17 protein-coding genes are annotated in these 12,981 nt (G+C 53.6%); 11 read left to right on the top strand and 6 right to left on the bottom strand.

Annotated features, from left to right (window positions below; all coding sequences use genetic code 11):
* The first annotated feature begins 1 nt into the window (after window position 1).
* From mlaD to murA, 5 genes are all read left to right on the top strand, one after another.
* Window positions 2–550, top strand: coding sequence for an outer membrane lipid asymmetry maintenance protein MlaD (mlaD, locus tag ACWKXN_RS15415; RefSeq protein WP_033147081.1), 549 nt, complete (start codon window positions 2–4; stop codon window positions 548–550).
* An 18-nt stretch (window positions 551–568) separates the two neighbouring features.
* Window positions 569–1,204: a phospholipid-binding protein MlaC gene (gene mlaC, locus ACWKXN_RS15410; RefSeq protein WP_033146748.1), complete on the top strand. Its 636-nt coding sequence runs from the start codon at window positions 569–571 to the stop codon at window positions 1,202–1,204.
* Window positions 1,204–1,497: a lipid asymmetry maintenance protein MlaB gene (gene mlaB / locus ACWKXN_RS15405; RefSeq protein ID WP_048981183.1), complete on the top strand. Its 294-nt coding sequence runs from the start codon at window positions 1,204–1,206 to the stop codon at window positions 1,495–1,497. Before mlaC ends, mlaB begins: the two co-directional genes overlap by 1 nt.
* 126 nt (window positions 1,498–1,623) lie before the next feature.
* Window positions 1,624–1,878, top strand: coding sequence for a BolA family iron metabolism protein IbaG (gene ibaG, locus ACWKXN_RS15400; protein ID WP_008501458.1), 255 nt, complete (start codon window positions 1,624–1,626; stop codon window positions 1,876–1,878).
* A 50-nt stretch (window positions 1,879–1,928) separates the two neighbouring features.
* On the top strand, window positions 1,929–3,188 hold the full coding sequence (murA, locus tag ACWKXN_RS15395; protein WP_023309349.1) for a UDP-N-acetylglucosamine 1-carboxyvinyltransferase: 1,260 nt from the start codon (window positions 1,929–1,931) through the stop codon (window positions 3,186–3,188).
* A gap of 60 nt (window positions 3,189–3,248) precedes the next feature.
* On the opposite strand, the gene sfsB is transcribed toward murA, so the two are convergent.
* Window positions 3,249–3,536 (bottom strand): DNA-binding transcriptional regulator SfsB, encoded by a 288-nt coding sequence (gene sfsB / locus ACWKXN_RS15390; RefSeq protein ID WP_023309348.1) that lies wholly within the window; start codon window positions 3,534–3,536, stop codon window positions 3,249–3,251.
* A 229-nt stretch (window positions 3,537–3,765) separates the two neighbouring features.
* On the bottom strand, window positions 3,766–4,737 hold the full coding sequence (gene ispB / locus ACWKXN_RS15385) for an octaprenyl diphosphate synthase (protein WP_045355402.1): 972 nt from the start codon (window positions 4,735–4,737) through the stop codon (window positions 3,766–3,768).
* A gap of 257 nt (window positions 4,738–4,994) precedes the next feature.
* Between ispB and rplU the strand changes: the two genes are divergently transcribed.
* The 4 genes from rplU (at window position 4,995) to cgtA (ending at window position 7,836) form a co-directional block, all read left to right on the top strand.
* A complete protein-coding gene (gene rplU, locus ACWKXN_RS15380; RefSeq protein WP_003025032.1) occupies window positions 4,995–5,306 on the top strand; it encodes a 50S ribosomal protein L21 in 312 nt (103 codons plus the stop codon).
* Between the two features lie 19 nt (window positions 5,307–5,325).
* Window positions 5,326–5,583: a 50S ribosomal protein L27 gene (gene rpmA / locus ACWKXN_RS15375; protein ID WP_004385076.1), complete on the top strand. Its 258-nt coding sequence runs from the start codon at window positions 5,326–5,328 to the stop codon at window positions 5,581–5,583.
* A 96-nt stretch (window positions 5,584–5,679) separates the two neighbouring features.
* On the top strand, window positions 5,680–6,645 hold the full coding sequence (locus ACWKXN_RS15370; protein WP_039260417.1) for a DMT family transporter: 966 nt from the start codon (window positions 5,680–5,682) through the stop codon (window positions 6,643–6,645).
* A 15-nt stretch (window positions 6,646–6,660) separates the two neighbouring features.
* Window positions 6,661–7,836 (top strand): Obg family GTPase CgtA, encoded by a 1,176-nt coding sequence (gene cgtA, locus ACWKXN_RS15365; RefSeq protein ID WP_039260419.1) that lies wholly within the window; start codon window positions 6,661–6,663, stop codon window positions 7,834–7,836.
* Between the two features lie 34 nt (window positions 7,837–7,870).
* On the opposite strand, the gene pmrB is transcribed toward cgtA, so the two are convergent.
* Genes pmrB through dacB form a run of 3 tightly spaced genes read right to left on the bottom strand, consistent with a single transcriptional unit; the run spans window position 7,871 to window position 11,009 of the window.
* On the bottom strand, window positions 7,871–8,914 hold the full coding sequence (gene pmrB, locus ACWKXN_RS15360; RefSeq protein ID WP_454543992.1) for a two-component system sensor histidine kinase PmrB: 1,044 nt from the start codon (window positions 8,912–8,914) through the stop codon (window positions 7,871–7,873).
* Entirely contained in the window at window positions 8,911–9,573 is a 663-nt protein-coding gene (pmrA, locus tag ACWKXN_RS15355; protein WP_033146744.1) for a two-component system response regulator PmrA, read from the bottom strand. The genes pmrB and pmrA overlap by 4 nt, the downstream gene beginning before the upstream one ends.
* Before the next feature lie 2 nt (window positions 9,574–9,575).
* Window positions 9,576–11,009, bottom strand: coding sequence for a serine-type D-Ala-D-Ala carboxypeptidase (gene dacB, locus ACWKXN_RS15350; RefSeq protein WP_133550434.1), 1,434 nt, complete (start codon window positions 11,007–11,009; stop codon window positions 9,576–9,578).
* Window positions 11,010–11,237: 228 nt separating this feature from the next.
* Between dacB and greA the strand changes: the two genes are divergently transcribed.
* On the top strand, window positions 11,238–11,714 hold the full coding sequence (gene greA, locus ACWKXN_RS15345) for a transcription elongation factor GreA (protein WP_014171793.1): 477 nt from the start codon (window positions 11,238–11,240) through the stop codon (window positions 11,712–11,714).
* Window positions 11,715–11,865: 151 nt separating this feature from the next.
* Here greA and yhbY read toward each other — a convergent pair whose 3' ends face one another.
* Complete coding sequence (yhbY, locus tag ACWKXN_RS15340; RefSeq protein ID WP_003861814.1) at window positions 11,866–12,159, bottom strand: ribosome assembly RNA-binding protein YhbY; 294 nt, start codon at window positions 12,157–12,159, stop codon at window positions 11,866–11,868.
* 127 nt (window positions 12,160–12,286) lie between these two features.
* Between yhbY and rlmE the strand changes: the two genes are divergently transcribed.
* Window positions 12,287–12,913 (top strand): 23S rRNA (uridine(2552)-2'-O)-methyltransferase RlmE, encoded by a 627-nt coding sequence (gene rlmE, locus ACWKXN_RS15335; RefSeq protein ID WP_003861812.1) that lies wholly within the window; start codon window positions 12,287–12,289, stop codon window positions 12,911–12,913.
* Window positions 12,914–12,981: the final 68 nt, after the last annotated feature.

Below are 12,981 nucleotides of genomic sequence, written 5' to 3'. Positions count from 1 at the left end.
CATGCAAACGAGAAAAAATGAAATTTGGGTCGGTGTATTCCTGCTGCTGGCGCTGCTGGCCGCGCTGTTTATCTGCCTGAGAGCGGCGGATATCACGTCTGTACGCACCGAGCCGACGTATCGCATCTATGCCACCTTCGATAACATCGGCGGGCTGAAGGCGCGTTCACCGGTCCGCATCGGCGGCGTGGTGATCGGACGCGTATCTGACATTACGCTGGATGAGAAAACCTATCTGCCCCGCGTCGCGATGGATATCGAAGAGCGTTACAACCATATCCCGGACACCAGTTCCCTTTCTATCCGTACTTCCGGCCTGCTGGGCGAACAATATCTGGCGCTTAACGTTGGCTTTGAAGATCCCGAGCTGGGAACGACTATCCTTAAAGACGGTAGCGTCATTCAGGATACGAAATCCGCGATGGTTCTGGAGGATATGATTGGTCAGTTCCTTTACAACAGTAAAGGGGATGAGAAAAAATCCGACGCTGCCCCTGCGCAGAGCGAAGATCATACCGACGTCGCACCGACGCCAGGTGCTGCGAATTAATATCAGGAGAAGTCATTCATGTTTAAACGACTGTTAATGGTTGCCATGCTGGTCATCGCCCCTCTAACCGCCGCCCACGCTGCGGATCAGAGTAACCCGTACAAACTGATGGACGAAGCGGCGAAGAAGACCTTCGACCGTCTTAAAAACGAACAGCCTAAAATTCGTGCTAATCCTGATTATCTGCGTGACGTCGTTGACCAGGAGCTGCTGCCGTACGTGCAGATTAAATATGCGGGTGCGCTGGTGCTGGGACGTTATTACAAAGACGCGACCCCTGCGCAGCGTGATGCCTACTTTGCCGCGTTTCGTGAATACCTGAAACAGGCTTATGGCCAGGCGCTGGCGATGTACCACGGCCAGACCTATCAGATTGCGCCTGAGCAGCCGCTGGGCGATGCGACCATCGTCCCTATCCGTGTGACGATCATCGATCCTAACGGTCGTCCGCCGGTTCGTCTGGATTTCCAGTGGCGTAAAAACAGCCAGACCGGTCACTGGCAGGCGTATGACATGATTGCCGAAGGGGTAAGCATGATCACCACCAAACAGAACGAATGGAGCGACCTGCTGCGCACCAAAGGCATTGATGGCCTGACCGCTCAGCTGCAGTCTATCTCTCGCCAGAAAATTACTCTGGATGAGAAGAAGTAATGTCACAGCAACTCAGCTGGTCGCGTGAAGGCGAGACATTAAAGCTGTCCGGTGAACTGGATCAGGATCTGCTGAACCCACTGTGGGACAAACGCCACGAAGCGATGCAGGGCGTGACGCTTATCGACTTAACCGACGTCACGCGGGTGGATACGGCGGGTGTTGCGCTGCTTGCCCATCTGGTTGCCGTGGGGAAAAAGCAGGGGACAAGCGTCAAACTTCACGGCGCGAGCGATAATGTCGTGACCCTTGCGCAGCTCTACAATCTCCCTCAGGACGTACTGCCTCGTTAATATTTTCAGTGCGTTACTTCCGAAAGCCCTGACTGTTTCATCGTCGGGGCTTTTTGCTTGTTTAAGACAACGCCACTTTGCTCTAAGATGTTGGGCTTGTTTTCACTATCAGATGATTAAGAGCCCATGGAAAATCATGAAATCCAGACAGTGCTGATGAATGCACTCTCCCTTCAGGAAGCCCACGTCACTGGCGATGGCAGTCACTTCCAGGTTATTGCTGTGGGTGAGATGTTCGACGGTATGAGCCGCGTGAAGAAACAGCAGGCTGTGTACGCGCCGCTGATGGAATATATTGCGGATAACCGCATCCACGCCCTGTCGATTAAAGCGTTCACCCCGCAAGAGTGGGCACGCGATCGCAAACTAAACGGTTTTTGAGCTGAGGGCGACAGGCCCGCAGCACGGTTGAATTTATAAGAGAGCACACAATGGATAAATTTCGTGTACAGGGGCCAACGCGTCTCCAGGGCGAAGTCACAATTTCTGGCGCTAAAAACGCCGCGCTGCCAATCCTCTTTGCTGCGCTGCTGGCTGAAGAGCCGGTAGAAATTCAGAACGTACCGAAGCTGAAAGATATCGACACCACCATGAAGCTGCTCACCCAGCTGGGCACGAAAGTTGAGCGTAACGGTTCCGTCTGGATCGACGCCAGCAAGGTGAACAACTTCTCAGCCCCTTACGATCTGGTGAAAACCATGCGTGCATCCATCTGGGCGCTTGGCCCGCTGGTGGCGCGTTTTGGTCAGGGGCAGGTCTCTCTGCCTGGCGGTTGCGCCATCGGTGCGCGTCCGGTTGACCTGCACATCTTTGGTCTGGAGAAGCTGGGCGCCGAGATCAAGCTGGAAGAAGGTTACGTTAAAGCGTCCGTTAATGGTCGTCTGAAAGGCGCGCACATCGTCATGGACAAAGTGAGCGTGGGCGCAACGGTCACCATTATGTCTGCGGCGACGCTGGCAGAAGGTACCACCATCATCGAAAATGCCGCGCGCGAACCGGAGATTGTGGATACCGCCAACTTCCTCGTGGCGCTGGGGGCAAAGATTTCCGGTCAGGGTACCGACCGTATCACCATCGAAGGCGTTGAGCGTCTGGGCGGTGGTGTCTATCGCGTTCTGCCGGACCGTATCGAAACCGGTACTTTCCTGGTCGCTGCGGCGATTTCTGGCGGGAAGATTGTTTGTCGCAACGCGCAGCCAGATACCCTGGATGCGGTGCTGGCGAAACTGCGCGATGCGGGTGCGGATATCGAAATCGGTGAAGACTGGATCAGCCTCGATATGCACGGTCAGCGTCCAAAAGCAGTCAATGTGCGTACGGCGCCGCATCCGGCGTTCCCTACGGACATGCAGGCGCAGTTTACCCTGTTGAACCTGGTCGCCGAAGGCACTGGCTTCATCACAGAAACCATTTTCGAGAACCGCTTTATGCACGTACCGGAGCTGATCCGTATGGGCGCGCATGCTGAGATCGAAAGTAATACCGTGATTTGCCACGGCGTTGAGAAACTGTCAGGTGCTCAGGTGATGGCAACCGATCTGCGTGCGTCTGCAAGCCTGGTGCTGGCGGGTTGTATCGCGGAAGGTACAACGATCGTGGATCGTATCTATCACATCGATCGTGGTTATGAACGTATCGAAGATAAACTGCGCGCGCTGGGTGCCAATATCGAGCGTGTGAAGGGCGAGTAATCGTTCCGGCAGCCCCCTGCCAGCAATGACCGGGGGGTTGCTGTTCCTGTCAAAAATGCGTTATTCCTGCGGTTCTCTTTTTACCTTTCTCTGGCGAATCATGCGCGATCTGTCGATAAATTCATGGGTGATGGGATCGTGATAGCGTGAAGGCCAAATTACCCACGGATGCGTATCCAGCGCCGTCGCGATAATTAATTCTCCCTTGGGCCAGGGGCGGGTGAGGGCGTTTGCCAGAGTGGAAGAACTCAGTCCATGGCGGCGGGACTCTGCTGCCAGTGAAGTGCCTCTTTTGCGCAGCGCGGCAATAATATCAGCCGTGTGCCAGTCGATAAATTTCGTATCCATAACGCCGTCCTTAAGTTCGGATTCACCTACGCCGTTTCTTCTGAAACGACGCGGTTACTATACCCATTTCAACTTCTTGTTCTAAAAAGTTCGCGTTACTTGAAGGGATATTCAGAATAAGACACGGCTTTATTCATGCGGTATCTAAACCGATGAATTTACATGAACACGGAATTTACAGGTGTGTACTGGAATCTCCCCGCTATCGCTGCGGGGAGAAACAAGGGGATTAACGGTCGCGCTGAACGGCGATGTGGGCAAGACCAATCAGTGCATCGCGCCATGGGCTGTCTGGAATGACCTGAAGCGCTTCGATGGCTTTGTCGGCTTCTTCTTCCGCACGCTGACGCGTCCATTCCAGCGATCCGCAGATAGCCATGGTTTCCAGGACAGGTTCCAGAAGATGGCGGCCATTTCCCTGCTCAATCGCTTCACGGATCATTTTCGCCTGGTCGGCTGTTCCATTGCGCATAGCATGAAGCAGCGGCAGAGTTGGTTTGCCTTCGTTCAGGTCATCGCCCACGTTTTTGCCGAGCGTCTCGCCGTCCGCACTGTAGTCCAGCAAATCATCAATCAGCTGGAATGCCGTACCCAGATAGCGGCCATAGTCCTGCAGGCCTTTTTCCTGTGCTTCGGTACAGTCAGCAAGAATGCCGGAACACTGGGCAGCCGCTTCAAACAGGCGCGCAGTTTTGCTGTAGATGACGCGCATGTAGTTTTCTTCGGTAATGTCAGGGTCGTTGACGTTCATCAGCTGCAGCACTTCGCCTTCAGCAATGACGTTTACGGCTTCGGACATCACTTCCAGCACTTTCAGGGAGCCCAGGCTGGTCATCATCTGGAAGGCGCGGGTATAGATAAAATCCCCCACCAGGACGCTGGCTGCGTTTCCGAAAGCGGCGTTTGCCGTGGCTTTGCCACGACGCATATCCGATTCATCCACAACATCGTCATGCAGAAGCGTCGCCGTGTGAATAAATTCGATGAGCGCTGCGATAGTGATGTGAGCATTTCCCTGATAGCCAACGGCTCTGGCAGCCAGAATGGCAATCATCGGACGAATGCGTTTACCGCCGCCGCTGACGATGTAATAGCCCAACTGATTGATCAGCTGAACGTCAGAGTTGAGTTGCTCCAGGATTGCTGCATTCACACCCGCCATATCTTGCGCGGTTAACTCGTTGATTTTTTCTAAATTCATCGCAAAAGCCGGGCTTTTTATCCTGTTGATCCCATCTTCAATGGGGTAACGAAGGGTTTCGGTTTATCAATAGTAGTGCTGATTGTACTGAAAAAACGGCACAGATAAACGTTACCGTACGTGTTGTGTTTTTTTTCTTCATGTATTGACGGTAGCACTTGTCAAAGGCTCGCGTTTTGCGTAATATTCGCGCCCTATTGTGAATATTTATAGCGCACTCTGATTCATACGAGGACGTGCGCGGAAGCGGAGTTTATATGTACGCGGTTTTCCAAAGTGGTGGTAAACAACACCGAGTAAGCGAAGGTCAGACCGTTCGCCTGGAAAAGCTGGACATCGCAACTGGCGAATCTGTTGAGTTCGCAGAAGTTCTGATGATCGCAAACGGTGAAGAAGTCAAAATCGGCGTTCCTTTCGTTGATGGCGGCGTTATCAAAGCTGAAGTTGTTGCACACGGTCGTGGCGAGAAAGTTAAAATCGTTAAGTTTCGTCGTCGTAAACACTACCGTAAGCAGCAGGGCCACCGTCAGTGGTTCACTGATGTGAAAATTACTGGCATCAGCGCCTAAGACCTGAGGAGAGATTTAAATGGCACATAAAAAGGCTGGCGGCTCCACACGTAACGGTCGCGATTCAGAAGCTAAACGCCTTGGCGTTAAGCGTTTCGGTGGCGAATCCGTTCTGGCGGGTAGCATCATCGTTCGTCAACGTGGTACCAAATTCCACGCTGGCAACAACGTAGGTTGCGGTCGTGACCACACTCTGTTTGCTAAAGCAGACGGTAAAGTGAAATTTGAAGTTAAAGGCCCGAACAACCGTAAATACATCAGCATCGTTGCTGAGTAAGGTTTTCTCGGTCCGGTAACGGATTAAAGCCCCGCAACCTGTTGCGGGGCTTTTTACATTGGAAACCCGGTAATTTTTTCTGTAGGGAAAACGGGCATGAAGCAGCAGGCCGGCATTGGTATTCTTTTGGCGCTCACTACCGCAATGTGCTGGGGTGCGCTGCCAATTGCAATGAAGCAGGTACTGGAAGTGATGGAGCCGCCTACGGTGGTCTTTTATCGCTTTCTGATGGCAAGCATCGGCCTCGGGGCCATTCTGGCTGTCAAAGGTAAGCTTCCACCCTTGCGGCTCTTCCGCAAACCGCGCTGGCTGGTATTGCTGGCTATCGCGACGGGCGGTCTGTTCGGTAACTTCATCCTGTTCAGCTCTTCCCTGCAATATCTCAGCCCCACGGCGTCGCAGGTGATAGGTCAGCTTTCACCGGTGGGCATGATGGTCGCCAGCGTCTTTATCCTCAAGGAAAAGATGCGCGGTACGCAGATTATCGGGGCGAGCATGCTGCTGTGCGGTCTGGTGATGTTCTTCAACACCAGTCTGATTGAGATTTTCACCCGCCTGACGGATTACACATGGGGTGTAATTTTCGGCGTGGGGGCGGCAACGGTCTGGGTGAGCTATGGCGTCGCGCAAAAGGTGTTATTGCGTCGTCTTGCCTCACAGCAGATCCTCTTTTTGCTGTACACTTTGTGTACAATAGCATTGCTGCCATTAGCAAAGCCGGGTGTGATTTCCCAGCTTAGCGACTGGCAACTGGCGTGCCTCATTTTTTGTGGGCTGAACACGCTGGTCGGTTATGGCGCGCTGGCCGAAGCGATGGCGCGCTGGCAGGCGGCACAGGTGAGCGCGTTAATTACGCTTACTCCGCTGTTTACGCTGTTATTTTCAGATTTGTTATCAATGGCCTGGCCCGATGTCTTCGTCAGACCGATGCTCAACCTGTTGGGTTATCTCGGTGCGTTTGTCGTGGTTGCGGGCGCGATGTATTCCGCCATTGGTCATCGTCTTTGGGGACGTTGGCGCAAAAATGAAGCGGTTGTAGTAGTCCCCCGCTCAGGCGAATGAGTTACGGAGAGTAAAATGAAGTTTGTTGATGAAGCGACGATCCTGGTCGTGGCTGGTGATGGCGGCAATGGTTGCGTGAGCTTCCGCCGTGAAAAGTATATCCCACGTGGCGGTCCTGACGGCGGCGACGGTGGGGATGGTGGTGACGTGTGGCTGGAGGCGGATGAGAACCTCAACACGCTGATCGACTACCGTTTCGAAAAATCCTTCCGCGCTGAACGTGGCCAGAACGGCCAGAGCCGTGACTGTACCGGGAAACGCGGTAAAGACGTCACCATTAAAGTTCCGGTCGGTACGCGTGTGATTGACCAGGGAACCGGTGAAACCATGGGTGACATGACCAAACACGGTCAGCGCCTGATGGTGGCGAAAGGCGGCTGGCACGGTCTGGGTAACAGCCGTTTCAAATCCTCCGTTAACCGTACTCCGCGTCAGAAAACGATGGGTACGCCGGGCGATAAGCGCGATCTTCAGCTGGAGCTGATGCTTCTGGCAGACGTGGGCATGCTGGGTATGCCAAACGCCGGTAAATCGACGTTCATTCGCGCCGTTTCTGCGGCGAAACCAAAAGTGGCGGACTATCCGTTTACCACGCTGGTACCAAGCCTGGGCGTTGTCCGTATGGATAACGAGAAGAGCTTTGTGGTTGCCGATATTCCGGGTCTGATTGAAGGCGCTGCGGAAGGCGCGGGTCTGGGTATTCGCTTCCTGAAACACCTTGAGCGTTGCCGCGTGCTGCTGCACCTTATCGATATCGATCCTATCGACGGTTCCGATCCGGTTGAAAACGCCCGCATCATCATCGGTGAGCTGGAAAAATACAGCGAAAAACTGGCGAATAAACCACGCTGGCTGGTCTTCAACAAGATCGACCTGATGGACAAAGCTGAAGCGGAAGCGAAAGCTAAAGCGATTGCTGAAGCGATGGGCTGGGAAGATAAATACTACCTGATCTCTGCGGCAAGCCAGGTTGGCGTGAAAGATCTGTGCTGGGATGTGATGACCTTCATCATTGAGAACCCAGTTGTTCAGGCGGAAGAAGCGAAACAGCCTGAAAAAGTCGAATTCATGTGGGATGACTACCACCGCCAGCAGCTCGAAGAGCTGGAAGCGGAAGAGGATGATGAGGACTGGGACGATGACTGGGATGAAGACGACGAAGAAGGCGTCGAGTTCATCTACAAGCACTAATATCTGTCCAAAGCCCCCATTATGGGGGCTTTTTTTATTCCAGCGTTGCGGGTAGCCAGCAGCTGGCGATCAAACCACCTTCAGAGCCATTCTCAAGCGTCAACCTGCCGTGGTGGAGCTGCACGATGCGCTGCACGATACTCAGGCCCAGACCGCTGCCACCGTAGCGCTGGTCAAGACGGCGGAATGGCTCGGTAATTGACTGTCGGTGCGCGTCATCAATACCGGGCCCCTGATCGATCACGCTGATCTGCGTTCCCCCGTCGACCCCGGTTAATGTCACTGTAATCGTTGTCCCTGCCGGGCTGTAGCGCCCGGCATTCTCCAGCAGGTTGCGCAGCATCAGACGCAGGAGCACGGCGTCTCCCTGAACCGTGAGCGCGCTTTTAGCGGGCCAAATCACCGTATGCTCTTTGGCTTCATGGCCCAGGCCGAGAGGTTCAATGATATTTTCAGTCCAGCTCACGGTTTCGTAGTGTCCGCTGGCCATTGCCTGTCCGGCACGGGCCAGCATCAGCAGCTGCTCAACGGTATGCATGAGCTGATCGATACGGCTAATTAACGTCGCAGCCTGTGGTGCGCCTGACTGCGCCATAAGCTCCAGATGAAGCCGGATACCGGCAAGGGGCGTTCGAAGCTCGTGCGCGGCGTCAGCGGTGAAGAGACGCTCCTGCTGAATGGTATTGTCCAGCCGGGCGAGCAGCTGGTTCAGGGAGGTTGTCACCGCGCCGATTTCTTCCATGTCGGAATACATAGGAAGCGGAGTTAAGTTATCTGCCGAACGGTTAGCCAGGCTGTCACGCAGTTTATTCAGCGGTCGGGTTATCCAGGTGACTGCCCAGAAAGAGAAAAACAGCGTAAAGCCTACCATCACCAGAGAAGGGACGAGAAGGGAAGCAATCGCTTCGCGGATCTCTTTTTCGACATGGTTATTACGGGCTTTTGCCGACAGCGTTTCATTCACCAGAAAACCGATCTGCTCGCGGCTTTCATGCCACAGCCAGATGACGCTTATCAGCTGGAAAAATAAGAGAATGACCGCCAGCAGCACCATCAAACGCCGACGCATGCTGTTCATTTCTGGCTCTCAAGGCGATAGCCAACGCCACGGACGGTTTTGATTCTGTCCTTGCCGAGCTTGCGACGCAGGTTATGGATGTGAACTTCCAGGGTATTTGACCCAGGATCGTCCTGCCAGGAGTAGATATCCTGCTGGAGCGTCTCTCTGTGCACCGTTTGTCCGCTGCGCATGATCAGACGCGTAAGCAGGGCGAACTCTTTTGGCGTCACCTCTACCGCCTGGTCCCGGCGCAGTACCTGCTGGGTTTGCAGATTCAGCGTAATATCGCCGTCGGTGAGTAAGTTATCGCTATGGCCCTGATAGCGGCGAATCAACGCCCGCACTCGCGCCTGCAGCTCCGCAAGCGCAAAAGGCTTCACCAGGTAATCATCTGCGCCTGCGTCGAGGCCGGTGATGCGATCTTCAATGGCATCGCGTGCCGTCAGGATTAACACTGGGTTGGCGATACCGCGGCGTCGCCACTGGCTGAGCAGCGTGGCGCCGTCTTTATCAGGCAAGCCCAAATCGAGGATCACCAGACTGTATTCGCCGCTCTGGATCAGGGCGTCCGCCTCCGCTGCGGTGCCAGCACAGTCGAGGGCATACCCTTCATTGGCCAGCCCCAGCGCCAGCCCTTCCTGCAATAACAGATCGTCTTCAACTATGAGTAGTTTCATCGCTAGTTATTCTGGTAGATGTCCTTATAAAGCCTGCTTTCGAAGCGAACAAGCGGAATACGGCGATTGCGCTGGTCGGTCGGTTCGACGGCATAGCCGGAAAGATACTGCACGAATGCCATGCGTTGTCCGCTGGCGGTAGTGATGAAGCCTGCAAGGTTGTAAACCCCCTGCAGTGAGCCAGTTTTAGCGGATACTTTGCCATCCACGCCGGCAGCGTGAAGCCCGGCGCGATACTGCAGCGAACCGTCATGCCCGGCCAGCGGCAGCATTGAAATAAAGTTTAGCTCAGTGTCATGCTGTGCAATGTACTGAAGCACCTGCATCATCGTGGCCGGAGAGATCAAATTATGACGCGATAATCCTGAGCCATCGACGGCGATGGTATTACCCAGCTCGATCCCGGCCTGCTGGCGCAGGATCTGACGAACGGCGTCTGAACCCGCGCGCCAGGTTCCCGGCACGCCGAAACGCGCGTGGCCAATCATGCGAAATACGGTATCGGCAATCATGTTGTCCGACTTTTTCAGCATGATTCGCAGTAAATCGTGCAGCGGAGGAGACTGTTTGCTGGCGATGACCGTGCCGGGCTGATTGACCTGCGTCTGGCGAAGCAGCGTGCCGCTGTATGTAATGCCCGCTTGTTTCAGTTCATCTTTCAGAATGGCACCCGCATAGCTTGCACCATCCTGTATCGCAAAGGCCAGCGGCAGCGGATCGGCGCGCTGCGTCAGGCAGCCGGTAAGCGTGAAGCGGTTAAGATCGCCCGGCACGACGTCCAGCTCACAATATTGCGCATCCGGGGAGCCTTTCGCCAGCGTGCGGACCTGGCTAAACATTGTGACCGGGTAGTAGGACGCTATGCGGATAAACGCTAAATCATCTGGCTTTGGCGCGCTGTAAAGCGAAACCGAGAAGCAGTTACGGTCAACGATTGCGGCGGCGGGCGGGGCGCTAAAACATTGGGTCATGTCGTTCCACGGCCAGCCTGGGGCTTTATCGTGGCTGGCAAAGATGGACGTGTCGATCAGTACATTGCCATCAATTTTCTGCACGCCAGATTTTTTCAGTACCGCAACCATATTGCGGATATCCTGGCGCTTAAAGGTCGGATCGCCGCCAAAACGGGCGATAAGATCGCCTTTCAGTGCGCCACCCTCGACGTTACCTTTGGTCTCGAGTGTGGTCGTAAAACGGAAGTCAGGCCCGAGCTGGAGCAGGGCGGCGAGGGCAGTGATCACCTTTTGGGTACTGGCAGGCAGCGCCATCTGTTGACTGTGATAGTCAATCTCGGGAGCCTGTGCGCCAACCTTCTGCACCATCAGGGCAAGGTTCGCGCCTGCGGGGAGCTGATTAATGTACTCATCAACATTCGCGGCCTGGGCGGTGAACGTTATACTGGTAGTCAATCCGATGATAAATCTGGAAAATCGCATAATCTCGCGCTAACAACCCGAAAACAAACCGTCATACTACGGTGCATGGCACTGCAAAGTAAACGATGACCCATAGTGAACTTCGCGGTAAAATACATATCAAATTGAAAAATTGCTTCTGACCTGGGGCATTGCTCCCGGGTCGGTTTTCTTTTTGCTTCTTGCCCGCTTAGGGGGGCAGGAGCAGGGAACACTGCTCCCAACAGGAATGTTTAAGAGGTATAACAAATGCAAGCTATTCCGATGACCTTACGTGGTGCCGAAAAACTGCGCGAAGAGCTGGATTTCCTGAAATCCGTGCGTCGTCCTGAAATCATCGCCGCTATCGCGGATGCGCGCGAGCATGGCGACCTGAAAGAGAACGCTGAATACCACGCCGCTCGTGAGCAGCAGGGCTTCTGTGAAGGGCGTATTAAAGATATCGAAGCAAAACTGTCCAATGCACAGGTTATCGATATCACCAAAATGCCTAACAACGGGCGTGTGATCTTTGGTTCTACCGTGACCGTGCTGAACCTGGACAACGACGAAGAGCAGACCTATCGCATCGTGGGTGATGATGAAGCAGACTTCAAACAGAACCTGATTTCAGTGAACTCCCCGATTGCTCGCGGCCTGATTGGCAAAGAGCAGGACGATGTTGTCACCATTCGCACCCCTGGCGGTGAAGTGGAATACGAAATTATTAAGGTTGAATACCTGTAATTCGCTTCTCTACTAAGATGTTGATACATTGTAAAGAAAAGAAAAAGGCCGCATAGCGGCCTTTTATCAACTCAAGGAGCATGGCATTTTGCTCGCCTGCTGACAGAAATCCCTCGTTTCACACAGAAAATGTGTTTGATTCAGGATATCCTTAGCGTGGCAGCGAGATTTTACGCTCTTTAGATGGGCGGTAGAGCACCAGCGTTTTACCGATGACCTGTACATTACAGGCGCCGGTTTCGCGCACGATGGCTTCCACGATCAGGTTTTTAGTGTCTCTGTCTTCAGAGGCGATTTTCACCTTGATCAGCTCGTGGTGTTCCAGCGCTTGTTCAATCTCGGCAAGCACCCCTTCGGTCAAACCATTGTTGCCAAGCATCACTACAGGCTTGAGCGGATGTGCCAGACCTTTAAGGTGCTGTTTTTGTTTAGTACTCAGATTCATCGTATATTTTTGCTTACGTTGGGATTGAAAACGGTTCATTCTACCGCCATCTCCCTTATATCGCCAAATAGCTGCGTAGAAATTTACGTCACAGGCAGGTAACGATGAACCAGGACGGAAATGTTAAATGACAGGTAAAAAGCGTTCTGCCAGCTCCAGCCGCTGGCTTCAGGAACACTTTAGCGATAAATATGTTCAACAGGCACAGAAAAAGGGGTTGCGTTCCCGTGCCTGGTTTAAACTTGATGAAATACAGCAAAGTGACAAACTTTTTAAGCCGGGGATGACGGTTGTTGACCTCGGTGCGGCACCTGGCGGATGGTCCCAGTATGCGGTAACGCAGATCGGCGGAACGGGCCGAATCATCGCGTGCGATCTTTTACCAATGGATCCCATCGTCGGTGTCGACTTCCTTCAGGGTGACTTTCGTGATGAATTAGTGCTGAAAGCGTTACTTGATCGTGTAGGTGACAGTAAGGTCCAGGTTGTCATGTCAGATATGGCACCAAATATGTGCGGAACACCGGCGGTGGATATCCCCCGCGCCATGTATCTGGTGGAGCTAGCGTTAGAAATGTGTCGTGATGTACTAGCGCCTGGTGGTAGTTTTGTTGTGAAGGTGTTTCAGGGCGAAGGTTTCGAGGAGTATCTTAAGGAAATTCGCTCCCTGTTTGCGAAGGTTAAAGTTCGTAAGCCGGACTCTTCCCGGGCCCGTTCCCGAGAAGTGTATATTGTAGCGACCGGGCGAAAATGATAACCGGTAGATTTCAGGCGAAAGTTTGAATGAAACTGGATATAGAGTATCCTGACGCTGTTTTTAAC

This window comes from Enterobacter sp. UPMP2060, from assembly GCF_053709655.1.
Note: the sequence above shows the minus strand (reverse complement) of the source record. Positions and strands in the feature narration are given on the sequence as shown.

Excerpts from the sequence above, each read along its gene's own strand:
- yhbY (WP_003861814.1), bottom strand. The coding sequence starts at position 12,159 with ATGAATCTGAGTACTAAACAAAAACAGCACCTTAAAGGTCTGGCACAT.
- murA (WP_023309349.1), top strand. The coding sequence starts at position 1,929 with ATGGATAAATTTCGTGTACAGGGGCCAACGCGTCTCCAGGGCGAAGTC.
- rpmA (WP_004385076.1), top strand. The coding sequence starts at position 5,326 with ATGGCACATAAAAAGGCTGGCGGCTCCACACGTAACGGTCGCGATTCA.
- ibaG (WP_008501458.1), top strand. The coding sequence starts at position 1,624 with ATGGAAAATCATGAAATCCAGACAGTGCTGATGAATGCACTCTCCCTT.
- mlaC (WP_033146748.1), top strand. The coding sequence starts at position 569 with ATGTTTAAACGACTGTTAATGGTTGCCATGCTGGTCATCGCCCCTCTA.
- dacB (WP_133550434.1), bottom strand. The coding sequence starts at position 11,009 with ATGCGATTTTCCAGATTTATCATCGGATTGACTACCAGTATAACGTTC.
- ispB (WP_045355402.1), bottom strand. The coding sequence starts at position 4,737 with ATGAATTTAGAAAAAATCAACGAGTTAACCGCGCAAGATATGGCGGGT.
- pmrA (WP_033146744.1), bottom strand. The coding sequence starts at position 9,573 with ATGAAACTACTCATAGTTGAAGACGATCTGTTATTGCAGGAAGGGCTG.
- rplU (WP_003025032.1), top strand. The coding sequence starts at position 4,995 with ATGTACGCGGTTTTCCAAAGTGGTGGTAAACAACACCGAGTAAGCGAA.
- mlaB (WP_048981183.1), top strand. The coding sequence starts at position 1,204 with ATGTCACAGCAACTCAGCTGGTCGCGTGAAGGCGAGACATTAAAGCTG.
- cgtA (WP_039260419.1), top strand. The coding sequence starts at position 6,661 with ATGAAGTTTGTTGATGAAGCGACGATCCTGGTCGTGGCTGGTGATGGC.
- rlmE (WP_003861812.1), top strand. The coding sequence starts at position 12,287 with ATGACAGGTAAAAAGCGTTCTGCCAGCTCCAGCCGCTGGCTTCAGGAA.
- pmrB (WP_454543992.1), bottom strand. The coding sequence starts at position 8,914 with ATGAACAGCATGCGTCGGCGTTTGATGGTGCTGCTGGCGGTCATTCTC.
- mlaD (WP_033147081.1), top strand. The coding sequence starts at position 2 with ATGCAAACGAGAAAAAATGAAATTTGGGTCGGTGTATTCCTGCTGCTG.
- greA (WP_014171793.1), top strand. The coding sequence starts at position 11,238 with ATGCAAGCTATTCCGATGACCTTACGTGGTGCCGAAAAACTGCGCGAA.
- sfsB (WP_023309348.1), bottom strand. The coding sequence starts at position 3,536 with ATGGATACGAAATTTATCGACTGGCACACGGCTGATATTATTGCCGCG.
- ACWKXN_RS15370 (WP_039260417.1), top strand. The coding sequence starts at position 5,680 with ATGAAGCAGCAGGCCGGCATTGGTATTCTTTTGGCGCTCACTACCGCA.